General features: G+C 44.4%; 19 protein-coding genes. 9 read left to right on the top strand and 10 right to left on the bottom strand.

The annotated features are described in order from the left end of the window. Window positions 1-42 precede the first annotated feature (42 nt). Window positions 43-1,224 (bottom strand): ROK family protein, encoded by a 1,182-nt coding sequence (locus AC1DUD_RS20660; protein WP_477377832.1) that lies wholly within the window; start codon window positions 1,222-1,224, stop codon window positions 43-45. A 543-nt stretch (window positions 1,225-1,767) separates the two neighbouring features. On the opposite strand from AC1DUD_RS20660, the gene AC1DUD_RS20665 reads away from it, so the two are divergent. The 3 genes from AC1DUD_RS20665 to AC1DUD_RS20675 all read left to right on the top strand — a co-directional run bounded on the left by AC1DUD_RS20665 (window position 1,768) and on the right by AC1DUD_RS20675 (window position 5,025). Next, complete coding sequence (locus AC1DUD_RS20665; protein WP_477377834.1) at window positions 1,768-2,949, top strand: alginate lyase family protein; 1,182 nt, start codon at window positions 1,768-1,770, stop codon at window positions 2,947-2,949. Window positions 2,950-3,112: 163 nt separating this feature from the next. Next, window positions 3,113-4,624: a cryptochrome/photolyase family protein gene (locus AC1DUD_RS20670; RefSeq protein ID WP_477377836.1), complete on the top strand. Its 1,512-nt coding sequence runs from the start codon at window positions 3,113-3,115 to the stop codon at window positions 4,622-4,624. 68 nt (window positions 4,625-4,692) lie between these two features. Next, the gene (locus tag AC1DUD_RS20675) at window positions 4,693-5,025 is read left to right on the top strand and encodes a hypothetical protein (protein WP_477377838.1); all 333 of its coding nucleotides are present in this window, start codon (window positions 4,693-4,695) and stop codon (window positions 5,023-5,025) included. Between the two features lie 19 nt (window positions 5,026-5,044). On the opposite strand, the gene AC1DUD_RS20680 is transcribed toward AC1DUD_RS20675, so the two are convergent. Then, window positions 5,045-5,947 (bottom strand): DMT family transporter, encoded by a 903-nt coding sequence (locus AC1DUD_RS20680; RefSeq protein ID WP_477377840.1) that lies wholly within the window; start codon window positions 5,945-5,947, stop codon window positions 5,045-5,047. Next, entirely contained in the window at window positions 5,944-6,591 is a 648-nt protein-coding gene (locus AC1DUD_RS20685) for an FMN-dependent NADH-azoreductase (RefSeq protein WP_477377842.1), read from the bottom strand. The genes AC1DUD_RS20680 and AC1DUD_RS20685 overlap by 4 nt, the downstream gene beginning before the upstream one ends. A 76-nt stretch (window positions 6,592-6,667) precedes the next feature. Between AC1DUD_RS20685 and pdxR the strand changes: the two genes are divergently transcribed. Both pdxR and AC1DUD_RS20695 read left to right on the top strand, forming a co-directional pair. Next, window positions 6,668-8,131 (top strand): MocR-like pyridoxine biosynthesis transcription factor PdxR, encoded by a 1,464-nt coding sequence (gene pdxR / locus AC1DUD_RS20690; RefSeq protein WP_477377844.1) that lies wholly within the window; start codon window positions 6,668-6,670, stop codon window positions 8,129-8,131. Window positions 8,132-8,215: 84 nt separating this feature from the next. Beyond that, on the top strand, window positions 8,216-8,650 hold the full coding sequence (locus AC1DUD_RS20695; protein ID WP_477377847.1) for a carboxymuconolactone decarboxylase family protein: 435 nt from the start codon (window positions 8,216-8,218) through the stop codon (window positions 8,648-8,650). A gap of 71 nt (window positions 8,651-8,721) precedes the next feature. Here AC1DUD_RS20695 and AC1DUD_RS20700 read toward each other — a convergent pair whose 3' ends face one another. From AC1DUD_RS20700 to AC1DUD_RS20715, 4 genes are all read right to left on the bottom strand, one after another. Then, window positions 8,722-10,350 (bottom strand): GH35 family beta-galactosidase, encoded by a 1,629-nt coding sequence (locus AC1DUD_RS20700; RefSeq protein ID WP_477377849.1) that lies wholly within the window; start codon window positions 10,348-10,350, stop codon window positions 8,722-8,724. A gap of 135 nt (window positions 10,351-10,485) precedes the next feature. Further along, window positions 10,486-11,322 carry an alpha/beta hydrolase gene (locus AC1DUD_RS20705; protein ID WP_477377851.1) on the bottom strand — a complete coding sequence of 279 codons (837 nt, stop codon included), beginning with the start codon at window positions 11,320-11,322 and terminating at the stop codon, window positions 10,486-10,488. A gap of 11 nt (window positions 11,323-11,333) precedes the next feature. Next, a complete protein-coding gene (locus AC1DUD_RS20710) occupies window positions 11,334-12,446 on the bottom strand; it encodes a glycoside hydrolase family 43 protein (RefSeq protein WP_477377853.1) in 1,113 nt (370 codons plus the stop codon). Between the two features lie 23 nt (window positions 12,447-12,469). After that, window positions 12,470-14,650, bottom strand: a complete 2,181-nt coding sequence (locus AC1DUD_RS20715; RefSeq protein ID WP_477377855.1) for an alpha-glucuronidase family glycosyl hydrolase — start codon at window positions 14,648-14,650, stop codon at window positions 12,470-12,472. Between the two features lie 264 nt (window positions 14,651-14,914). On the opposite strand from AC1DUD_RS20715, the gene AC1DUD_RS20720 reads away from it, so the two are divergent. After that, complete coding sequence (locus AC1DUD_RS20720) at window positions 14,915-16,213, top strand: family 8 glycosyl hydrolase (protein ID WP_477377857.1); 1,299 nt, start codon at window positions 14,915-14,917, stop codon at window positions 16,211-16,213. An 86-nt stretch (window positions 16,214-16,299) separates the two neighbouring features. Here the strand turns inward: AC1DUD_RS20720 and uxuA are convergent, their stop codons facing one another. Next, on the bottom strand, window positions 16,300-17,493 hold the full coding sequence (gene uxuA, locus AC1DUD_RS20725) for a mannonate dehydratase (protein WP_477377859.1): 1,194 nt from the start codon (window positions 17,491-17,493) through the stop codon (window positions 16,300-16,302). A 157-nt stretch (window positions 17,494-17,650) separates the two neighbouring features. On the opposite strand from uxuA, the gene AC1DUD_RS20730 reads away from it, so the two are divergent. Together AC1DUD_RS20730 and AC1DUD_RS20735 are read left to right on the top strand one after the other, a co-directional pair. Next, window positions 17,651-18,682 carry a LacI family DNA-binding transcriptional regulator gene (locus AC1DUD_RS20730; protein ID WP_477377862.1) on the top strand — a complete coding sequence of 344 codons (1,032 nt, stop codon included), beginning with the start codon at window positions 17,651-17,653 and terminating at the stop codon, window positions 18,680-18,682. Window positions 18,683-18,699: 17 nt separating this feature from the next. After that, a complete protein-coding gene (locus AC1DUD_RS20735; protein WP_477377864.1) occupies window positions 18,700-19,446 on the top strand; it encodes an SDR family NAD(P)-dependent oxidoreductase in 747 nt (248 codons plus the stop codon). Between the two features lie 271 nt (window positions 19,447-19,717). Here the strand turns inward: AC1DUD_RS20735 and AC1DUD_RS20740 are convergent, their stop codons facing one another. Together AC1DUD_RS20740 and AC1DUD_RS20745 are read right to left on the bottom strand one after the other, a co-directional pair. After that, window positions 19,718-21,238 (bottom strand): alpha/beta hydrolase family protein, encoded by a 1,521-nt coding sequence (locus AC1DUD_RS20740; RefSeq protein WP_477377866.1) that lies wholly within the window; start codon window positions 21,236-21,238, stop codon window positions 19,718-19,720. 23 nt (window positions 21,239-21,261) lie between these two features. After that, window positions 21,262-23,190: a sialate O-acetylesterase gene (locus AC1DUD_RS20745; protein ID WP_477377868.1), complete on the bottom strand. Its 1,929-nt coding sequence runs from the start codon at window positions 23,188-23,190 to the stop codon at window positions 21,262-21,264. A 233-nt stretch (window positions 23,191-23,423) separates the two neighbouring features. Between AC1DUD_RS20745 and AC1DUD_RS20750 the strand changes: the two genes are divergently transcribed. Next, entirely contained in the window at window positions 23,424-25,253 is a 1,830-nt protein-coding gene (locus tag AC1DUD_RS20750; RefSeq protein WP_477377870.1) for an ABC transporter ATP-binding protein, read from the top strand. Window positions 25,254-25,428 lie beyond the last annotated feature (175 nt).

A 25,428-nucleotide genomic window follows, 5' to 3' on the forward strand; every position in this document is an offset into this window, starting at 1 on the left:
GAAAATTGATTAATTGAGTTAAAAAAAGGTTTTTAGGTATGTTTATGCAGGCTCGGAAACACTGGCCTGCGGACTCAGTTTATATAAGTTTTCAATCACCGTGGTTACGCCCCCTAACAGTTGCGCGTTATTACCCAGGTTTGAAACCGCCAATTGGGTGTAGGTAGTTAAATGAGGGATACAGTGCTCATTCATGGCCTGCTGAATAGGACTAAGCCATAATTTACCGATAACACTTCCCTTCCCGCTTAAAATAATACTTTCGGGATTCATCAAATGCAGCAATATAGCCAGGCCCTGACCAATAAAATAAGCTGCTTCAGAAATAATTTTTATAGCGAATGCATCACCTTTGAGCGCTTCGGCGATGATATCATCTGCCGATAATGTATCATATTTTACCAGGCTGCTAACTTCGCCTTGTTTTAAGCCTTCAATGGCTTTTGCTTCAATGGCCAGCAAAGAAGCTTCTGTTTCTAAACAGCCCTGCTTACCGCACGAGCATAATTTCCCATTTTTGTGAAGCGGCAAATGGCTAAACTCTCCCGCAAAACCGCTATGCCCTTTAAAAATTTCTTTATTGATGATCATTCCTAAACCAACTCCCCAACCCAGGTTAATGATCATGGAGTTATTTCGGGCAATAGGAAGGCCAAATTTTTGCTCGGCAAGTGCTATAGCAGTCGAGTCGTTTTCAATAAATACAGGTAATTCGGCTTGCTTGGTAATGTAGGTTACCAGTGTTTCTTCCGGCGATTTAAGAAAGCTCAGGTTATTACCCAAAAACGCGTCAATAAACCCCGGCATGGTAATACCTATAGCTAAAAATTTATCTTTTGGTAATCCTGAGTTAACAACAACGGCTTTGATACAGGTTATCAAAGAATGGATAGCATCTTTGTTATCATTCAGTTTTAACTCAAACTCCTGCTCCTCACCTACAAACTCGTTGTTCATATTGACAATTACGATCCTTGTCAAAAACTGGTTCATGGCAACCGAAATGATAAAGCCAGTATCACCTATCAATGAGTAAGTTGCGGGTTTTCTACCCCCACTCGAAGCCCTTATGCCTACCTCCTTTACCATATCTGACTTAATTAAATCGGCTATACCTTTGGTTATATAAGGGATACTCCTGCCTGTATAAATACTCAGGTCGGCAAGGGAAGCTGCCTTACTGTAATACAGGCCTTTAATGATGTCGATATTTTTGAGAAACATGTAGCAGGGGGTTTAGATTGCATATTTAAATAAATTAATTTAATAAAGAAAACTTTTTATTTTTTTTAAAAAGTATGATTAAAGTTTATAAATGCAATAATTACTTTTAAAATCTTAAAACAGATAACGCATTTCATTTGGAGATAAAGATTTTGGTAATCTTTATCCCATCTCAGCCCATTCTAAAGCATCAGGAATAAAGAGCAAGCAAGTTTTAAAACACCGGCTTGAAACAAACCGACCATAAAATCCCCTTTTATTATGCGGATAAACCGTATCACACAAAAAAAATTATTTTTTTTTTCCATTCAAACAATCTTTACAATCAAGAAGTATCGTTGCGGATAAAGCGTATCGCACACATTCTATCTTGCTTTTAATCAATAGTTTACAATAAATTTGTTTTATCAAACCAATTATCCGGGATTCCCCAAAAAGCAGTAAGACCGTATGCCAAGCAAAAAAGTGCCGGGGCCGACAGCCTGTGAACGGCTTGTTTTTATGGCTTTATACCGGGAACAGTTATAAACTAAAAACCAATTTATGAACAACAAACCAAAAACTACCTTTGCAACCCTGTTGGGCCTAATGCTCTTTACAGCCGTATTTTTCACTTATTGCACCAAAAAGCAAGTTGAACCTGCGGCGAGCGGCAATCCTGCCTCACCTGCACTAAAAACCCAGGCCATCGGCTTTATCCACCCCGGCATCCTCAACACACAGCAAACCCTTGATTATGTGGGCCAGCAAGCCAATTCAAACGATGCCAACCGTTTGGCAGCCTACCAGTTTGTACTCAATTACTGCAACAACCACAGCCCAAGCGGTGCCTACAAAGCCACTGTACAGGTAGCAGGCGGCGTTACCACACCTGATGAAATTGCTTTTAAGGGCGACGCCCTGTTAAGTTATGCCCTAGCACTGCGCTGGGCTAAAACCGGCACCGCATCATACGCAACTACTGTAAAGCAAATCCTTGATGGCTGGGCCAGTCATTTTCAAAACTTCAGCGTAACCGGTTCGCAGCCTAACCAGGCTTCGCTTGAGGCTTCATGGGCTGCGCCTACCTTTGCCGCAGCTGCCGAAATTATCAAGTACTACATCCCGGCAAGCGGTGTTGGCGGCGGCTGGACCACTGCCGAAAACACCCAGTTTGTAAGCTTTCTGAACAACATGAAAGACAATTATATTAATAACGTACCTAACTTCAACAACAACTGGAACGTATCTGCGGGATACGCAAAAATGGCCATCGGTATATTTGAAGACAGCCAAACTGTATATCAAAATGGTATCACCGCTGTAAAAACAGTGTTACCAAATGTAATTGCTTCTGACGGTTCGATGAACGGCGAGGTCTGCGGGTCACACAATGATTATGTGCACTACCAGTACTCTCTTACAGGGTTGAGTTATGCCGCCAACATTGCCGGTATCCAGGGCGATCTGTCTATTTACTCAGCCAGCAGCAGTCGTCTGTTAACCGGTTTCAATTACCAATATAAGTTGATGCATGGCACCGTATTTCCGCCATGCTCACCTAATGGCAATGTTAATAACCCAATATGGCCTGGCATTGAGGTGGCTAACCGTCATTACGGCACTACCGAAACCAGCTACATAGCCAGCAATTATGTGTGCGATAGCAATGGCCTGCCTAATGGTGATATCGGTTTTCTTTGCTGGACCAATTATACCCATAACAACGTGCCAACAACTTTTTAACAAGACCCATACTTAAAACAAGCCGCCCCAGAATAGTACCCGCTGTAACTGGGGTGGCTTTTAGCGATAAAAGAAAATAAGAAGTAGCGAGAATCAAAAGGGGTACCTAAAATGAATAATGGCAATGTGAAACATATTTAACAATGCATCTATTATTCATTACATGGATCAAACCAGCATAACACTTATATTTCCGCACCAGTTATTCAAGCATAATCCTCTGGTAAACCAATCGCGGCAGGTTTATCTTGTAGAGGAAACGCTTTTTTTTAACCAATATAATTTTAACAAGAAAAAGCTGGTATTGCACAGGGCATCGATGAAGTTTTATGCGCGCCATCTTTCCGTCCACAACATTGTAGTCAATTATATTGAAGCCCGGGACGCACTTGCTGACGTTCGCCGGCTGATTACCTCATTGTCTGAAAAGGGCGTCAAAAGCATTCATTACACCGACACCGCCGATAACTGGCTGGAACGCAGATTAAACAACGTCTGCATCAAAAACGAGATTCATCTCATCAAACATCGCAGCCCCAATTTTTTGAACAGCCCCGATGAGGCCGCTGATTTTTTCGACAAAAGGAAAACGTACTTCCAAACCGATTTTTACATACATCAACGCCGGCAACGAAACATTTTGCTTGAACCGAACGGACAGCCTATTGGTGGTAAATGGACTTATGATAGTGAAAACCGGCTCAAGTTCCCTAAGAATGGATCGGTACCTTTGCTGGATGTGCCGCCGAAAAACAAATATATTGAAGAAGCCCAAGTTTATGTAGATACACATTTCGCCGGTAATTATGGCAGCACCCAATCCCCTTTTGGCAACCTGGGCGGTTTTTATCCAAGTACACATGAGGAAGCAGAGCGGTGGCTGGATAATTTTTTGCAGCAGCGCCTCCAGGATTTTGGCATTTATGAAGATGCCATGGTAGCTAATGAAAGTTTTCTAAATCATTCGGTGTTAACCCCTATGCTCAATATCGGCCTGCTCAACCCGCAACAAGTTATTGATAGAGCACTGGATGTAGCTGCCGACTCGGACATACCCTTAAATTCTTTAGAAGGATTTATAAGGCAGATAATGGGCTGGCGCGAATTTATCCACATTGTTTATGAGCGTGAAGGAACAAGGCAGCGCACCAAAAACTACTGGGGGTTTAAACGCCGCATTCCTTACTCATTTTGGAAAGGTGATACCGGCATCCACCCGGTTGACGTGGTGATAAAAAAGGTACTGGCCACCGGATATACACATCATATCGAACGCCTAATGGTGATGGGTAACTTCTTTTTGCTATGCGAATTTCATCCTGATGATGTGTACCGGTGGTTTATGGAAATGTATGTAGATGCCTATGATTGGGTGATGGTGCCCAACACCTACGGCATGACCCAATTTGCCGATGGAGGGCTGATGATGACCAAGCCCTATATTAGCGGCAGCAACTACCTGTTAAAAATGGGCGACTGGAAAAAAGGGCCTTGGCAGGACACCTGGGACGGATTGTTCTGGCGCTTTATGTATGTGCACCGCAACTTTTTTTTACAAAACCCGCGTTTGAGCATGCTGGTGAAAACATTTGATAAAATGCCTGCAGAAAAACAAAGGGAACATTTAAACAACGCCGAACAATTTCTTGCGAAGCTGGATGAATATGACTTTTAAAAATTAAATAATAATGAAGTTTAATTATTTAAATGCCGTTAAACCCAACAACTAATTATATTTGAAACATGGGTCATAAAAAAGTGTGCCTATCGTGCAAATTATGCTTTAATCGGGAGGTTACCTTTGGTAGCGAAGGGGTACATTTATGTCCACAGTGCGGAAAATCAATGAAACTTTTACCCCATCGTTTCAGGCCGCCTAAAAAAACAGATAAAAAGGCCTGGCAATTAGCAAGTTTTCTTATCGACAATGGATTTTCTTATCAACATATTTATCAAGTAGGCGGTAATGAATTTATTAAAAGCAAATACAATAACTACATCCCCTACCCTAAAAATTTAAAAGACGCGAAAGAATTTGTAGAACAATATAAAATGTATTCGAAAAGAAAGGCATGATTTTTCTTCGAATACATTTTCAGTGCAATTGCCCCTGCGTCTTCTTCCTCAAATTCATCAACACCACGGCAAATAAAATAAACACAACTCCCATCCACTGTAACCAGTCTACATATTCCTTCAGCAGCACATTTGCCATTATTATAGAAACCGGTATTTCTATAGATGCAATAATAGCTCCCAGTCCCATACCTGTCAGCGGCATACCTCTGGTAAACAGCAATGGCGGGATTATAGTTCCGAATAAAGAAAGGAGGAGCCCCCAGCGCAAAAATATTCCATATGAAAATTTCACATTCAACGATGAATGAAAAACGAGAACAATAATGAGCAAGCCCCCCATGATCATATATAAACTTCTTTTTAACGGGGGAAAATCAAGCTCAATGTTATTTGACGAGTACATACTTGCCGTGTATGAAAGGGCAGCCATCATTCCCCAGCCAAACCCTTTCAAATTTATATTGCCCGATTGTTTAAGCATATCTGTGGCCAGAATAGTTCCTCCCAGGATAATGACAACCGATATGATCTTACGCAAGCCGGGCAACTTTTTATGCAGCACCATCTCCAGGATCACGCTGATCCACACGGTTTGCATTAATAACACAATGCCAATACTCACCGGGATATACTGAACTGACTGGTAAAAGAACACGCTGGTTAAACCCAAAGAGATCCCTGCAATAATTAATCTCAATATTCCTTTAGTGCCTGATCTTTTTATTGCAGGTTCCAGCTCCCGTTTACGGAAGAGGCTTAAAATAAATAACCCAATAAAGCCCATACCAAATTGCGAAACAGTGACTTCTGCCAAACTGTAGCCTTCATGATAGGCCATTTTTACAAAGGTTGCCAGCATTCCATAACTACAGGCGCCAAGCGCAATAAAAACGCTTCCTTTCAGCACACTGTTTTTCATGCAACCTCAACTTCCAGATCTATCAGATCTTTTAGCTCCTGGTACGATGTCTCTACGGTAATTTTAAGTTTCTCCGGCGCGTAGGATACTCCGTTAACGGTAACCACATGAATATTACTGACCCCGATAATATTAAATACCGTTTTTAAATAAGTGCTCTGGAAGTTAAGATGTTCGTTATGATCTCCCTTTTCATATCCCTGCGCCCCCCGCGAAACCAAAAGGAATACTGTTTTATCTTTAAGCAACCCTATATACGGATTCTCCATATCTGCCTTGTTAAACTCAAATGTTTTATCAACCCTTACAACCTGGTCAATATAAGCCTTGAGCGCACTTGGGATAGACCAATTGTACATCGGCGAAGCGAGTACAATAACATCGGCTTCCAGTAATTCTGAAATATAAACGTCACTTATTTTTAAAGCTTCTTTTTCTGCTTCTGATCTTGCCGCTTCAGGCTTAAAAGCGGCAGCTATCCAGTTTTCATTAACGTGTGGTACGTTTTCAGCTCCTAATTCGCGATACCTGATCACCGGGTTGGCATGGATGCTTTTCCAGTGATCAACAAATACTTCGGCAAGTTTTCTGCTGTGAGATCTAACTCCCCTTGCACTTGAGTTAATAACCAATACTTTTTTCATTTTATTAATTTTATACAAAAGTACCGGGCTCCTGGATTATATTTACATACCAGTTTACACAAAAACTACAGCCCAGATGTTACCTTACAAATCATTGATCCAGGTTGACCGGAACGCCTCCGTATCCTTACATATCCAGGTTTGCAATATGTTTATATCATTAATTACCAATGGTACACTACAGCCTGCCGATATATTGCCCGGCTCCCGCGTGCTTGCGCAACTGATCGGCATTAACAGGAATACGGTAAAACTGGCTTATGAAGAATTGGTTAGCCAGGGCTGGGCCGAATCAATTGAGCGTAAAGGTGTTTTTGTGCTTGCTAAATTACCTGTGCTTTCCAGGCCTGTTGTTCCTGAAATGGGTAAAAGCAATAACCAACAGGAAACCTTCACCTGGAGCAATAAATTTGAAAATGCCTGGATCACTAAAGAGCCCGAAAAAATGATGCTCGCTATTGATGGAGGTTTCCCGGATGTCCGCCTCGCTCCGATAGACCTGCTGATGCGGGAATATAGGAGCCTCTCCAGGAGGTTACACGGTAAAACCTTTCTGAAATACGGAAGTTCAAAGGGGTCAGAAAATCTTCGTGCCGCTATTTGCAGCTACCTTTCCCATACCAGGGGATTAACTGTTCCGGTCGAAAATATTATCATTACAAAGGGCAGCCAGATGGGGATCTATTTAGCAGCCCAGTTGCTGCTCAATCCCAGGGATAACATAGCTGTAGGACTTTCAAACTACATTTTGGCTGATGATACTTTCAAATATGCCGGCGCTAATTTGGTACGGATCCCCGTTGATGGCAATGGGATGGACGTTAACCATCTCGAAGCAGTTTTACAGCATACCAACATCAAAGCCGTATACATCATCCCGCATCATCACTACCCTACAACGGTAACCATGAGCACAGAGCGAAGGCTAAAGCTGTTAAAGCTTGCAAAGGAACATCGTTTTGCCATTATAGAAGATGATTACGACTTTGATTTCCATTACAATAATAAGCCCTATCTGCCACTGGCAAGTATCGACCATAATCAAAACGTAATTTATATAGGCTCCGTTACCAAAACATTTGCTCCCGCCCTGCGCATTGGCTTTATGACAGGGCCAACCGCGTTTGTTGATGCCGCGGCTGCGTTAAGGGAACTGATAGATAAGCAGGGCGACACGGTGCTTGAAGAGGCATTTGCCGTATTGTTTAATACCGGCGAAATGGACAGGTATTTCCGGAAGTCGTTAAAAATTTACAGGCAGCGCAGAAACCTGCTTTGTCAGATCTTGCAATCGGATTTTAGTGCTCATGTAACATTTAACATCCCTGAAGGTGGACTTGCCGTATGGACAAATTTTAATGAACGTATTAATTTAATAAAAATGACCGAAGATGCCGCGAAAAAGCGGCTCCAGATAGATGACGGGAGTTTTTACAAGAACGAATCTTTTGCTGTCAACGGTATCAGACTGGGCTTTGCCTCACTTGATGAAAATGAGATGGTTGAAGCACTCAGGCTTCTGAAAAATGTATTGCATTAATATCGCTGGGCTACCCCTTATTTCAAAGCTGGCATAATTAACACCGGTACCATAGCCCTAATTTTGTGTCAAATAATTAAGAAAATGGAAACACGAATTAAAATTGACAAGGTATCTCCTGCGGGATACAAAGCCATTCTTGGCCTGGAAGCATTTATTGAAAGTACATCTCTCACAAAAAAACATAAAGACCTGATAAAGATCAGGGCCTCACAAATAAACGGATGCGCTTTTTGTATTGATATGCACACTAAAGATGCCCGCAAAGCAGGTGAAACTGAGCAGCGCATTTATGCCCTTAACGCATGGCGCGACACGCTGTTTTTTTCAGAAGAAGAAAGGGCAATATTGGCGCTGACTGAAGAAGTTACCTTAATCAGCAATCATGTAAAAGATGAAACCTATCAGCAGGCGGCCAAAGTACTGGATGAAACCTACCTGGCACAGGTGATCCTGGCAATTATTACTATTAATGCATGGAACAGGATCGGGATTACCACCAATCTGATACCGGCATAGTGTTAGTACAGTCACAAAAAGGGCGGAAAATGTTTAAAAAGTATTTTCCGCCCTTTTAACACTGTCAAAAACTATTTATAACTATAAAGCTTAATTCGCTGTATCCCATATTCCCCCACGGGAATCCGCAAATGTCTTCCCTGGTGATCTTCATCACCATTTAAACGGCGTTCGGGCTGCCATTTTCCGTTAACAAATACGCCTTCGTCTACCTGTAAGATCCCTGCACGCCCCCCATCCTTAACAGGTTTAAAGCTGATGACCAAACCTGTTCCACCTACATAAAACTCATCCTTAGCCAAAGCAATGATAATGCCACCTGTTAACGGCCAGTTTGTGTCCTTAGCTTTTGGCGACCAGCCCAATGTTAAATCGTGCGAAATCGTCAGGATATAATCACCCATTTGTAACCGTACCGTATCCACATCTTTACTTAACAATACGCCCTCCATAGTTCCCTTTCGTTTTGCCTTGCTAATCTCCCCCGATAGCTGCTGAATAATATTGTACGACTGGCTAAGTGGCTCACCTGCCGTTTTATTATCCGTCTCGATAGAAAAAGGGGAAAAGCCGAGGGCTTTGTAATGGCCAATGGCGTAAAAAGCTTTGGCATCTACCCCATCCTCAAAACGATGCTCGGGGATAAACAATGCATTATCAGGCCGTGTGTAGTGGTCATTCCAGTATTTAAAGTCAGGGTTATAAAAATCCGGCGATAAAAGGTCAATATCCGGTGCTGCCGCTTTCCAGATGTCAATTAAATGCGGTAGGGGGCCCGCAGAGGGATATTGCCCCGGCCTTTTACCAGGAGCATTAAGGGCCGCATTCACATACATCGGGAGCGGATAAATAGCCTTGCCTGCTTTAGCCACAGCGTTGGCATATCCGGCAAAATACCAGGCCATAAACAACTCATCGGTAGCCAGGCTTTTACCAAAAACTGCTTCCCAGTTGCCCGAAATTTTATTTCCACCCTCCTGCCATATTTTTTGTATCTCGGGCACAAGCCGGGCTTTGTGGGAATTTAAATAAGAAATCAGCTTTTCAGGAACCGGTTGATTGAAAGCTTCATCGGCCAGCCTTGAATGATCGCGGGCATCGGGCAACATACCTATCTCGTTTTCAACCTGTACCATTACCACGGTATGCAGTTTGTTATCCGTCTCCTTAACATGCTGCATTAAGGATCTGAATGCTTTGATATCGGCCAATAAAGCATCTTTGGAGAACGGCGTAATGATCTCTTCGGGTCCCCCTGCGCTATTTGCTACCCGCGGAAAACGTTTTTGATCGGTTTTAACCCAGCCCGGCGTATAACAGCTCATGCTGTTTTTCCAGGTGCCAAACCAAAGCAGTACCAGTTTCATGTGGTATTGCCTGGCGCTTTTTATCAGGTCATCAACCAGCGTAAAATTCAACTGGCCTTCTTGCGACTCCAATAGCTCCCAGTAAACTGGGGCTATCACCGTGTTCAGGTGCATTTTTTGCAGTTTGGGCCAAATCGGGGTCATGTATGCAGTGCTTGAAGCGCTTGAATTTCCGAGTTCGCCTCCTGTCATTAAATACGGCGCTCCATCTACCAACAGTTCGGCATTATCACCGTAATATTGTATATGTGGTATCGTTTGTACAGCATTTTGTGCCTTAAGTTTAAAGGTTATCAAACAGCACAAAACAAATATCAATACACGTGGCTTCATAACTATTTTGATTACGCTGATATAAGAAGCTGTTTAAATTTGATTGTTCTTAAATGTAGAGACACATCACATGCGTCTCTACAAAAAACTTTCCATTCGTTTTTAAACAGCTTTTAAGGAAAAACAACCTTACTGTTACTTATGCGCATATGCCCACGCCAAGGCTTTCAGCATGGTAACAGGCTTGCCCGATAAGTGGGTAACGTTATCAATAATAACATGCTTAAAAACAAGGTTTTCGTAATGCCGGCTGTCCAATAACGCCGCCAGTTGTTTGTTAGGCTCAACCTGGCCTGGCGTTTCTAACCCGCCCACTTCCATAAAAACATTTACGGGCAGGCTTTTATGTTTGGCAGCGTATTGCTTTTCAGTTTCAAATACAGCTCCGTTAGCATAACCCAATGCCGGGCTGCCTATCAGTATATTTTTAAACAGCGTTGGCTTTGTAAACAAGGTGTAAGTTGCAAACAAGCCCCCCATCGAATATCCATACAGCGTGCGATTTGAAGGATCGGCTTTTAAACCGGCATCAACCGATGGGATCAATTCCTTTTCAATAAAATCAAGGAATACCGGTGCACCGCCGCTTTCGGCAGTATTTGGAGCTGCAACTGGCGTAAAATCGCGGTTGCGTTTGTTACCGGGCGTACCAATCAGGCCACCATCGCCAATAGCCACCAATATAGGTTCGGGGATATGATATTCGGCCATTAATAGTCCTAAATACTCAAGCGATGGTGAAAAGTCGTTGTCACCATCAACCACGTACAACACCGGAAATTTCCGTTTAGCAGTATCGTACCCAGCCGGGTAATGAATATAAATATCATAATCATTACCCGCCAGTTTAGAATGCATTTGCCGATGCTCGGAGTTGGGGATAGTAACCGGCTTAGTCTGCTGAGCAAAACCACGCATATCCAACAAATTAAGCAATAGCAGGATCAGTGTTAAAACCTTAAGGATTTTCATATCAGGTGAGATTACAAAAACGGATCAATCAATTTGATAGAACCATCGGCATTATGCTGCAGTTCGGTAACCTTTACATTGCGCAGATGTGTTTTACCCGATAGCTGGGTGTCATGATAAAATATGTACCATTTGCCTTTTATCTCAATGATGGAATGGTGGGTTGTCCAGCCCTGTACCGGTTTCATAAACACACCTTTATAAGTGAACGGCCCCAGCGGACTATTCCCTATTGCATAGCAAAGCAAATGCGTATCGCCGGTTGAATAGGTGAAGTAATATTTACCATTGTATTTGTGCATCCATGAGCCCTCAAAAAAGCGGCGGTCGTGATCTTTGGTCAACAGCGGTTTGCCCAGGCTGTCTACTATAACAACATCTTTTACCGCACCATCAAAAGTTTTCATGTCCGGTTTCAACAAAGCTACCTTACAGCTTATGGCCGGGGCATCTTCCTGTTTCGAATCGGTTTTTGAACCGTCAGCCTCGTATTTTCCTGTGATCCAACGCTGAAGCTGACCGCCCCAGATACCGCCGAAATACATATAGGTTTTACCATCGGTATCGGTAAATACAGCAGGGTCGATACTGTAGCTTCCTGCAATTGGCTCCGGCTCTGCTTTAAACGGACCAACCGGGCTGGCAGAAGTTGCTACGCCGATATGGAATACATCCTTTTTATCCTTTACCGGGAAATACAGGTAATAGGTCCCGTCTTTAAACGCTGCATCCGGGGCCCAAAGCTGCCGGCCTGCCCATGGGATATCTTTAATATCAAATGCCACCCCATTATCCGTAACCTTACCGCCAACGCTATCCATCGATAGGATGTGATAATCCTTCATGGCAAAATGGTCGCCGTTATCATTTTCCGGGATGCCGGCGTTGATATCATGCGAGGGATAGATATAAATTTTACCGTTGAACACGTGTGCCGATGGATCGGCCGTATAAATAGAACTGATCAACGGCTGGGAAAGGTATTTTACTTTCTTCCCGGTATCTGTTTTTGTACTGTCGGCTGCATCAGCTGTTTTTTTAGTTGATGAATTACATGCACTCAAAATGCACAGGGGTGCAAAAAGTGTGAGGACTAATTTTGCTGGAGTAAATTGCTTGGTCATTGGCGTTTGGTTTATGGTGATGATTAATTGGTCATGTAGTTATTGCCCCCGATACCCGGTACGTAATAAAATTTCATATTTTTATAATAGTCAAGCGGATGCTGCGGCTTTGCATAGGCAGCCCTAATAGGCATTTTTGAAAACGTTTGAAAATATAAAACACAGGCATCCCGCCAGGTTACAGCTTCGTTGAGCTGAACCTGCATTAGTTGCTGCACTTCGGTAAAACGTTCGGCGTCAATCTTGCCTTGCATTTTACCCCAGGTTAAACCCATTTGCTTAACAGAATCGGCTCCCAGGTAATAATGATGAACCAGCTCATCCCACAATGACTTGCCCGAGCGCATTTTGTAGGCCCAGCTTAAATGATGGAACCATAGCAGGTATTCATCGGGGCAGGATTGCAAACTTTCCCAATACGCTTTAACCTCTGGTGCATATTGCGATAACGCGTTACTGCCCTTACCTGTACGGTCAAAGCCTATCCCCGCCGAATCTGCCTTATGATAATAAGTAGCATTCCAATCCGGTCGACCGGCATTATCAACCCAGGGGCCAGGACCATAATGTGTTGATACGCCCATAATATGGTGCAGCCCGAGCGGGGTCATATAGCTAACCGTATTTTCTCTTGATTGCAGCATAAACTTTTTTACCGGCGATACAAATCCCACATCGTTGGTAAAAGTCATTTTGAGCCAGTCGGCAGCAATTAGCGCCGGGGATTGATCCGGGTTCCAGGCCATGCGGCCAAAGGCATACCAGTTAGCCTGCGCAAAAGGGTGCCCACACCAGTTTAAATCGGTGCCGATATTGGCTACGCCCGCCATGCCGGTTATCAGTTTTTTGTTGAAATCACCTTTTATCACCCGTGCCACGGTTGAACCTTTGCCTTGTGTATAGGTGTCCGATTGCAGGCATTCGGCAAATAATGGCGCTTCATAAACCAAGTGTGTTGAAAAGCCCAGATACTCCTGTGTTAACTGGAACTCCATCATCAGCGGGGTATTGGGCATAGCTCCAAACAGCGGATGAAACGGCTCTCTTGGCTGAAAATCGATCGGACCATTTTTAACCTGGATGATCACATTATCCTTAAACTTTCCGTCAAAAGGTTTAAACTCGTTATAGGCTTGCTTAAAACGGTCGTCGGGTACTTTATTATCATAAACAAAGGCACGCCACATCACTATGCCATGATGCGGGGCTAAAGCATCGGCCAGCATATTGGCACCATCGGCATGGGTACGGCCATAGCTTTGCGGACCAGGCTGCCCCTCCGAATTAGCCTTCACCAAAAAGCCACCGAAATCAGGGATGTAGCGGTAAATTTCATCGGCTTTATCAGCCCACCATTTTTTTACAGCAGGATCGAGCGGATCGGCAGTTTTTAAGCCCCCCAGCTCAACCGGGCTGCTGAATTTTACTGACAGGTAGATCCTGATCCCGTACGTTCTGAAAACATTGGCTAAAGCCTGTACCTTTAATAAATATTGAGGCGAAAGGGTCAGTGCGTCGGCATTTACATTGTTGACAACCGACCCATTGATCCCTACCGAAGCATTGGCCCGCGCATAATCAATATAACGCCGATCAACAACACCCGGCAACTTGTGCCAGTTCCAGATAGATGAACCCGCATACCCGCGTTCCACAGTGCGGTTCAGGTTATCCCAATGATCCAGTACCCGGTACATGATACGCGGATGATCAGCAAGATCCAGTTTATTTATGGACTGGTCAGTTTGTATGAGCTTCAAAAAATTAAAAACGCCATACATAACACCCGCGTCGGTGTTAGCGGCTATGATGATGCATTTCTTTTGGTTGATAAGAGCCGTTTTAATAAGATAGCCTTCGCTACCTATACTATCTGGCACAGTTATCAAAAATGATTTCAATGATTTCGGTGTGCCGATTATAATGGTTTGCCCGCCCGTTATGTTTTTAGCATCGGTTGGTTTTAATGTCAACATTCCATCCAGCCCGGTTAAAAGCTCGGTCTTTGCGGCTTTAAGCTGATCAGATTGTGCCGGGAAGATCAGGTATTGCAACTGCTGCCTGTAAGCCGTTGCCAATGGGCCGTTGGTTACTTTATTATATTCAAGCCATAACTTATAACCATTATCCGCATAAACGTTGTTTATCGCCGCAAAGAAAAGCAGCGCCAGTAAACACATGTTCTTTATTGAATATTTAGCCATGGCGTTATTAATTCAGCTTATAAACCATTAAGGTGATTTATAAAAAACACAATTGATCTGTTGAAAAATTCATCAATGAAACAGGTTAAGACCCTGCCTCATTTAGTACGGTTTATAAAATCTTTAATTTTATGCAATCGATTGCAAATATATAAACCTTTATTTACATTTAACAACTGAAAGCCAATTATTCATTTATTATTTAAGCACTTACCCTGAGTTATACCCACGAACTTCTCTCCAATAAAACCAAAACAGAAATCTATGAAAACACCCTCCCATTTTAAAATATCATACATCATAACAAGTGCACTTTGTATGATTATTTGCGGGATAACAACTAATGCACAAACAGGCAAATTGGATAATGGCAAAGGGGCGTTTGCTACCGGGAAGTATCCAAACCTGTTTAAAGAACGAGGCCATAGCAAAAACGAAATTGACGACAAGATCAACAAAGCCTTCAACCAGCTATTTTTCGGTAACCCGGATAGCGAGGCGGCTTATTTCCCTGCGGGGAAAAATGAGAGCGGCCCGCTGGCTTACGTAAGCGATGTACCACATCATGATATCCGCAGCGAAGGCATGTCATACGGGATGATGATAGCCGTACAACTAAATCGGAAAGATGTTTTTGACGCCATCTGGAACTACGCTATGAGTAATATGTATATCAGTGATCCTAAGCACCCTTCGGAAGGTTACTTTTCATGGTCATTAAAAAGAGATGGCACGCCTAACGAAGAAACACCGGCTCCTGACGGTGAGGAGTATTTTGTAATGTCGCTTTACTTCGCCTCCGGCAGGTGGGGCAACGGTGCAGGGATTTATAATTATCATCAGTGGGCCGATAAGATCCTGAGCACCATGCGGCACCATCCCATAAAAAGCGGCATGACCAAATTCGGCCCGAGAAAAATTGGCCCGATGGTTAATGAAGAAAAGAATATGATCTTATTTGTACCCGGTATTGAACGTGGCTCGTTTACCGACCCTTCCTATCATTTGCCTGCATTTTATGAACTCTGGGCCCGCTGGGGACCAAAAGAAGACCGTGCCTTTTGGTATGCCGCCGCCGATACCAGTCGCGCCTTTTTTATAAAAGCAACTAATCCACAAACGGGGCTGGCATCTGACTACGCCAATTTCGACGGCAGTCCGCGGGCAGCCGGTTTCAATAAAAACGCTGTTAATTTTTCTTTTGATTCCTGGAGAACGGCCAGTAATTGGTCGGTTGATTGGAGCTGGTGGCACAAAGCGACTGACGAACAGGCATTAAGCAACAGGATCCAGGCTTTCTTTATCTCCAAAGGGATAGACAGCTACGGCTGCCAGTTTACGCTAACCGGCAATCAATATGATAATCGGCACGCAACCGGCCTCATCGCCACCAATGCGGTGACCAGCCTTGCGGCCACTAATGCCAATCGCAATCAATTTGTTGATGCCCTATGGAATGCACCTGTACCACAGGCACTCGTTGAGCGCTATTATGATGGGCTGCTTTATTTGATGAGCTTTTTACATTGCAGCGGCAACTATAAAATTTATCCACCTAAATAAGCGTAAAGCACAAGGCTAAAAGCCTAAAAAATAAGCAAAAGCGTAAAATAAGTACAGCTTTAAGCCTTATGCATTCTGCTTTCAGCTTAATAGGTCAATGTTCTTTTTATTCCCATTTCTAATCCTCGTAACTCGGCCAGGCCCTTAAGCCTGCCGATTACCGAATAACCGGGATAGGTATCATAATTAAAATCATCAAGCAGCTTATGTCCGTGATCGGGCCGTATAGGGATGGCTGTATCGCCCCGGCCCGCATTTTTGCGGGCTATCTGTTCATCAATAATGGCCTTCATCACGGCATACATATCAACACTGCCTGTTAAATGATCGGCTTCATAAAAACTACCATCCTGCTGTCTGGCTACATTACGCAGGTGCAAAAAATGGATCTTATAGCCCAATTGGGCTATTATTTGAGGAATATTATTTTTGCCCGATGCACCTAATGACCCGGTACAAAGTGTTATACCATTAGCAATTGAAGGATAACTGTTTAAGATATCAGTCAAATCATCCAGGGATGAGGCTACACGGGGCAGCCCCAGGATAGGAAATGGGGGATCATCCGGGTGAATGCACATTTTGATACCCAGCTTTTCGGCATAAGGAATGATCGCCCTTAAAAAATAAAACAGGTTTTCCTTTAATGCATTAGCATCTACCCCACTGTATTTGTTCAGGTACTCTTTAAACTCAGCGATCGTGAAAACCTCATCTGTACCGGGTAGCCCCGCTAATATTGTATTGGTTAATAGTGTTCTATCATCCGCATTCAGCCCATCGAGGTAAAGCTTTGCGGCAGTTTGTTGTTCAGCACTAAATTCGTTAAAAGCATTCTCCCGCTCTAAAATATACAGGTCGAAGGCGGCTAAAGCAGGGGCATTATAAAGCAATGCCGAAGCACCGTTTGCTAAGCGATGATCAAGATGTGTACGAGTCCAATCCAATACGGGCATAAAGTTGTAACACACCGTAAAAATTCCTTCCTGCGCTAAATTTTGCAACGTTTGAATATAGTTGTTAATATAATGATCGCGTCCCGCACTACCTGTTTTGATGCTTTCATGAATATTCACACTTTCCACAACTGCCCAGTTAAAACCTGCACTTTCAATCAGAGCCTTCCGCCGGCTGATCTCTTCCTGGCTCCAAACATCACCGCAGGGGATATGATGAAGCGCGGTAACTATCCCGCTTGCCCCTGTTTGTTTTATTGCACTTAAAGTTACCGGGTCGCCGGGGCCAAACCATCTGAAGGTTTGTTCTAAATCTGGTACCATATTATTTAACGGATAATTTATCAAGGCGATAAATTTATGCAACCGATTGCATAAATTTTAGTATTTCATTAATAATTTTATACTTTTATCCATTAAACAATTTTGCACCAGCTATCATCAAGCCTGCAGAATTGTTTAAGCACCTCAAATTAATTATATGCCGGGCAGCGAAAAAGAGATAACCATATATGACATTGCCGAAAAACTAAAGGTTTCGGCAGCTACGGTTAGCCGTGCGCTTAAAGATCACCCGAGGGTTAATAAAAATACCAAAAAAAAGATCGTAAAAGCTGCCGAAGAAATGGGTTATCGCTCCAATTCGTTCGCCAGCAATTTACGCCGCAAAAACAGCAATATCATTGGCGTAATTGTGCCCCGGCTCAACAGCAGTTTCATGTCGGATGTTATCGCGGGCATCGAAAAAGTTGTGAACAATAATAATTATAACCTTATCATCAGCCAGTCGTTAGAGACGATGAAGAAGGAGATCAGCAATGCCAAAGCTATGCTGAATAACCGGGTCGACGGCCTTTTGGTTTCCTTGGCTTATGACACCACCGGCATTGAACATTTTGAACCTTTTATTAAACGTAAGATTCCGGTGCTGTTCTTTGACAGGATCATTGAACATGCGCATTACCCGCAGATCTATATCGATAATTTCAAGGCAGCCTACGAAGTAACCGACCACCTGCTTCAGCAAGGCTGCAAAAGGATAGTGCATATTAACGGCAACCAGCTGCGCAATGTTTACGCCGAGCGTCTTCGCGGATATAAGCAGGCACTTGAAGCACATCATATTGAGTTTGACGAGCAACTGGTGATCATCAACGATCTGAGTGCTAAGGAATCTGCCGCGGCGGCTGAAGCTATTTTAAAAATGGATCCGCTTCCCGACGGTATATTTACTGTTAATGATGTGAGTGCCGTTAGCTGCATCCAGGTGCTGAAAAAAGCAGGCATTAAAATTCCCGAGCAAATAGCCATAGCCGGCTTTAACAATGATCCGGCAGCCTGCGTGATTGAGCCAAACCTCACCACCGTAAATTATAAAGGATATGAAATGGGCGAAGTTGCCGCGAGCATGCTTATCAACCATTTAACCAACCGGCAGGACCTGCAACAAACGCATAGCCTTATCCTCCGGTCGGAATTGATAGTACGCGAATCATCTTCCAGAAAAAAATAACCTTTTTTTAGACTTCCATGAACTCAAAAACCAAACTTGCTATTGTAACCGGGGGTGCTTCGGGCCTTGGACTTGCCACCACCAAAAAATTCACCGAACAAGGCATCAGAACCATCATCATTGGCCGGGACGAAGCAAAACTGATCGCAGCAGCACAGCAGTTTGGTGAGCTTTGCAGTTACAAACAATACGACCTGAGCGATACAACTGGTATCCCTCAATTGATAGCAGAGATTGAAGCTGAATTTAGCGTTCCTGATATTTTGGTTAATAATGCCGGCATCAACCACAAAAAAGCGTTTGCTGAGGTAACCGACGAAGAGTTTTCAAGGGTGATCCAAACCAACCTTACTTCGGTATTTGCCATAAGCCGCGAGGTAGTAAAAAGCATGTTAAAATCAGGCGGAGGTAGTGTTGTTAACATCAGTTCGATGGCGGCCCAATATGGGATCCCCTATGTTATTGCCTATTCAGCATCTAAAACTGCTATTGAGGGCATGACAAGGGCTATGGCTACCGAGCTTTCGCCGCAGGGCATCAGGGTTAATTGCGTTGCTCCGGGTTTTATAGCCACAGATATGTCGGCAAAGGCACTGGATAACGATCCTGCCCGCAAGCAAAAGGTAATGGGCCGCACCCCGATGGGTAAATTAGGCGAGCCCGCCGATGTAGCCGAAGCTGTTTATTATTTAGCTACCGACAGCGCCAAATACGTAACCGGGGTTATTTTGCAGGTTGATGGAGGAAATTCGATAGGGTTTTAGGCACTATAATTCAAACGTCATATTTAACTTGTTTCAACATCTCACTCGCTAAGCCATATGCTAAGTAAATCGCCTACCTTTCTTGTGGGGGCTGAAACAAGTTCAGCATAACGATAACAAAAATTATGGTCATACTGAGCTTCTCGAAACATGGCGGGCAGGCCTCTGCGCGCGACCCTTCGACAAGCTCAGGGTGACAGGCTCTCTTTGTTTAATCTCATTTCTCCTTCAGAGTCCAACGGTTTTAAACACTCAGGATGACACTGGCAAATCACTTCCCTCCTTCCTTTCCATAATGCATCAGCTTATTGGCCCAGGCAATAAAGTATTTTACGTTTGGCGCATCGGTATGGCCGCCGTCGTGTTGTCGCCAGGCCAGTTCGCCATCAAGCAAACCGGTATTAACCGGCGGCATCTTTTCGATTTTGTAATCATTTGAAACACCTATGTCTTTTGCGCCAAGCAGTTTAAATACAGAACCGGCGGCGACAGTTGCCATATAGCTTCCCTGCTGATCAAGCCATTTGGCGTCGCCCTGTTCCGGGATGCCATAGCTTATAAAAGTAAAGCGCGGGGCGCATAGGGCAATCAGTTCATGTGCATCTACCGGAAGATCTTTCGCCGTTTTGGCACCGAATGTTGCCTCCGATGCACCATACTTTATAAAGTTACCGGCCATCCAGTAATATTCGCCGCCGGTAAGGCTTTCAACTGCCTCACCAAAATTGCGGCGGTGCAATTTGGCTCCCCCTTCTCCCGAAGAACCGATCAGCCCCATAGCAAACCGTGGTTCAAAGGCCAGTGTTACCAGGGCTGCCTTTCCATAACGGGAAACCCCTTCAATGCCTACATGTTTGGCATCAACTGAGGGTTCTGTTTCCAAATAATCCAACGCACGCGCCGCTCCCCACGACCAGGCCCGTAAAGCCCCCCAGTCTTCAGGTTTGCGTGGTTGCCCTTTGTTTACCAAACCGATGATCCCTTTGGTCAAACCTTCGCCGTTGTCAGGCTGGATCGATGAAGGGTCTATCAACACATAACCCCAGCCGTTGGCTATCAACTGCGTGGCAGTCGGTGGATCACCTTTGGTCGCCTGGAAACCGCCCGGCCCAAAAGGTGATTGTTCAGGAATGGGGTTATAGGCAGGATACCGTTCAAAAATGGTCTTTAACTCGGGATGCTCTTTTACAAGCAGCTCTTTCAGTGCGGTGTTGATCTTTTCAACATCTGCAGGTGAGGGCTGGGCAGGTGCGGGCAAAGCGCTTCGGCCAAACATCATCAATACAGGTACCGGGCCTTTGGCATTTGCTGGCACTACCAATGTCATTTCAATATTCACATTGATAAGCGGGTAAACCGAATTATCAACATGGCCTATCAGCTGTTTGGCAATCACCGGGAAAAAACCCACGCGTTCCTTATCGGTTACTTTAACCGCCCAGCTCACTTTGGGTACATTGGCCGGGATGCGGCCATAAACCTCCCGTTCCATGTCTTCTACAATTTCGGGGCGGCGCTGTTTCCACCAAATTTCGGCTGTAGTTACCTTTTTGCCGTTCTTTAATGTAAGTGCATCCGGCAAATCAGGGTAAGGGTTAGCCAACGCTTCATCATAATTGGCATGGTTAGGAGCCGATTCGTCACCACTGGGACCATTACGCAAGGTTTTGATCCCTAATTGTTTCATCATGTTCTGATGATCCTGATCGGCAGTAAAATTTACCGGAGCGGCGTTTTGAGCTTTTGCTGCAACAGCACACGCGAGTAGAAAAAAGAATACAGTAGTTTTCATTCTCCTGGATTTAGGTTATTAGTTTATTGTGGCTTATCGGTTTGGAAAGGTGATGCGGGCAAGCCTTCTTTATTATACAGATTTGCACCCTCCGGGTTATCGGCCCAGGCATATCTCACATAAAGCGGTACGGGGATCTTATCGTTCCAAACCAGCACCTTATCCCCTTTAATGACAGCCTTTGCCCAAACAAACCTTTTATCGGCACCGGCTATTGCAAATTGCGACAATTCCTCACCATCCCCAGTAACAAGCCCCGAACCTGTATTTTTAAAAGTAACTTCGATTTTATTCCCGTCAATCTTAGCCGATTGATAGATCGGCCCCGATGGCACTACATTCACGTCACCATAAGCAACATATTCGGCAGCCCGGGCCAGCCGCTCTCCTACAGTCTTTTTATTGAGGGGATGGATATCGTTCCATTCACCGGCCTCAAGCGTAACCGCCATGCCCGTATTGGATACTTCAAGGGCGCTTAGCTGCCCGTTACGCAATTGAGCCAGGCTGCTTTCTGTAGGCGAATATTGTACCTCGTTAAAGTTGGGAAGCTGGGCATAAATAAAAGGAGTATTACCCTGCTGCCAGCTGTTACGCCAATCGACTATAAGGGCTTTTAGCAACTTTCCATATTCAAATGCGCGGGAAGTATTACTTTCGCCCTGGTACCAAACCATCCCTTTAATGGTATAATTGATAACGGGCGCCACCATGGTATTGTAAAGGCCGGTCGGTGCATTTTGGGCCGAAAATTCAGGTTTTACCCTAACCGGTTCAAACACCTGCCCTACCTTGTATTGCCAATCGCCGCGGAGGTCGGTAGTGTCACCGGCTATTGCCAGATAATACCTTTTGTCGGGCACAAAACCACCTTTACCTGATGTATTGGTAACCCGTACCACTATAATGTTTTTGCCCGGCTTTAATAAGCCGGCGGGTACTGTATAACGCCTTGGCGGGTACTGATAAGTAATGTTCCCAACCGGCCTGCCGTTAACATAGGTTTGATCTGCATCTATTATCCTGCCTAAAAACAGTTTAGCCACTTTACCCTGTACCGATGCAGGCAGGGTGATTTCTTTCCTGAACCATACTACCCCATTCAGGCCTTTTACACCCTGATCCGCCCAATAGCCGGGCAGCCAGAAATGGTGCCAATTGTGCGGTAAATAGGTGGTATCATACCATGGTTTGGCCTCATTTAAACCTTTATCTGCATCAAGCGGTTCCGCAGGTTCCGGGCGCTTTTTCAATACACTATCCATAAAAGCAGTATTGCTAAATTGAGCAATGCGGTTATGGTACGATTGGATATCCTTTAATCCATCGCTGCTGATCCAGGCCTCGATAGGCGTACCGCCCACACTTGAGTTGATGATGCCTATAGGCACATGATATTTTTGATAAAGCTGCTTTGCAAAAAACCAGGATGCAGCGCCAAAACCCAAAACAGTTGCTGGATCGGCTTTAACCCATTTGCCGGGTAACAGGTCCGGATGCTGTTTGGTTACATCGGCCTCTGTTTTCACAAAAAAATTCCTGATCTGCGGGTAATTGGCATTGGCTATTTCGTCCGGATATCTTTCCTTTACCCGCTCCATGGGCAAAACCATGTTTGACTGACCCGAACAAAACCATACATCGCCAATTAAAATATCGCGAAGAGTGATATGGTTAGTACCAGCGATCTCCATAGTATATGGCCCTCCGGCTTTCATTGGCTGAAAGCTTATTTCCCATGAACCGCTTTGATCAGTAACAGAGCGGTATGTTTTATGCTGAAAATTAACAGTGATCTTTTCCCCGGCGTCAGCCCAGCCCCAGATCTTTACTTTGGCATCACGCTGCAATACCATGCCATCGGCAACTAATTGCGGCAGGCGCACCACCCCATAGCATGGTAATATAAAACAGGCACACAGCGCGACAAGTAATAGCTTCACTGACCTCATAACTTCGAAAATTTATTGATGGTTTATTTCACTAAGTAACAAATAAAAAAAGATTTGTGCAATCGATTGCATAAATCTTTTTTATTTAATCATTCCCTGCTTAGTTACCTAAAAAGGATGCCTCTTCAATACAATTACATTGGTCAGTAAATGATCATAAATGTGCTGATAGTCTGTATTTCAATACTAATGAGCATTTTTTTGTTTAAAATCGCATTTATCAAAACAGGCAGATGGCTAAAACAAGAAATATTAAACCTGATCAAAAGATCTCGTTCAGAGAGCGCCTGTCTGCCCTGAGCAATCTCCCGGAGTTTTTCAGGCTGGTATGGCAAAGCAGCCCGGGCAAAACAACCACGAGCTTTCTGTTACGCATTGTACGTTCGGCGATGCCGGTTGCTTTGTTATATGTGGGCAAGCTGATCATCGACCAGGTGGTATTGCTTAACCGCCATGGCGGAAGTCAGCATGAGTTATGGAAACTGGTTATCATCGAATTTTTGCTGGCCGTGGTAACCGATGGATTAAACCGGATGATCAGCCTGATGGATAACCTCCTGGGTGATCTTTTTGCTAACTATACCTCGATGCGCATTATGCGCCATGCCGCCACGCTCGACCTGGAACAATTTGAAGATTCCGTATTCTATGATAAACTGGAACGGGCAAGACAGCAAACTGTTGGGCGTACTGTACTTTTATCGCAGGTAATGAGCCAGATCCAGGATTTTATATCTATAGCCTTCCTACTAACCGGTTTATTAACTTTAAATCCCTGGCTTATCCTGTTGCTGCTTATAGCCATCATCCCTTCATTTATGGGCGAAAGCTATTTTAACAGCCAAAACTACGCACTCACCAGAAGCCAGACACCTGAAAGACGCGAACTGGATTATGTGCGCTACCTTGGCGCGAGCGATGAAACAGCTAAAGAGGTTAAGATCTTCGGCTTGTCGGATTTTATCATTAACCGCTTTAAAACATTATCAGATAAGTTTTATGCCGATAACAGCAAACTGGCCGTACGGCGCTCTGCCTGGGGTACCTTCTTCTCTGTTTTAGGCAGCGCGGGCTATTATGCTGCTTATGGTTTTATCATTTACCAAACGGTAACGGGCAAATCCTCCGTAGGTACGCTAACCTTCCTGGCCGGTTCATTCCGGCAGCTTAGCAGCTTGATGGAAAATTCGCTGAACCGCTTTACATCAGTTTCACAGGGTGCTATCTATCTCAATGATTTCCATGAGTTTTTTGAGATCAAACCTAAGATAAAAGTTGCTGCATCTCCTTTACCATTCCCAAACCCAATAATGCAGGGATTCACCTTCGAGAACGTGGGTTTTAAATACCACAATGCCGAATCATGGGCCAACAGGCACCTGAACTTTACCCTGCACCCCGGCGAAAAGATTGCGCTGGTTGGCGAGAACGGCGCAGGCAAAACTACACTTGTTAAACTGCTGGCCCGCTTATACGATCCTACAGAAGGGCGCATTCTGCTGGATGGTGCCGATCTGAGAGATTATGATATTGCTGGTCTCCGGTTAAACCTGGGCATCATTTTCCAGGATTATATCCGTTACCAGATGAGTTTTTCGCAAAATATTGCTGTAGGGAATATCGACGAACTGGCCAATACCGAACTGATCCGTAAGGCTGCCCATGAAAGCCTTGCAGATGTGCTTGCGGCCAAACTTCCGTTGGGCTATGAGCAATGGCTGGGCAGACGGTTTAACGAAGGGGTTGAATTATCAGGCGGAGAATGGCAGAAAGTAGCACTGGCAAGGGCTTACATGAAAGATGCACAGGTGCTTATCCTTGACGAGCCTACTGCGGCGCTTGACGCCCGGGCAGAATACGAGGTATTCCAGCGTTTTTCCTCTCTAACCCAGGGAAAATCGGCTGTCCTTATTTCACACCGCTTTTCAACAGCACGCCTGGCCGACCGTATCATTGTATTGGAAAAAGGCAAGATCCATGAGGCAGGAACACACCAGGAGCTAATGGCTAACAATGGCCGCTATGCCGAATTATTTAGTCTACAGGCGGCAGGGTATCAGTGATAAAAGAGGGCCTGTCACCCTGAGCTTGTCGAAGGGTCGCGCGCAAAGGCCCAGCCCACCATGCTTCGAGGGCCTCAGCATGACACCCTTTTGAAGTTGCCATGAGGGACAAAGCATCTTGTTCGCCATGTAAAGCGGCTTTGCCAATCAAAAAAGAACCTCCACTATCGCTCAA

The organism is Mucilaginibacter sp. P4_A11, assembly GCF_056402535.1.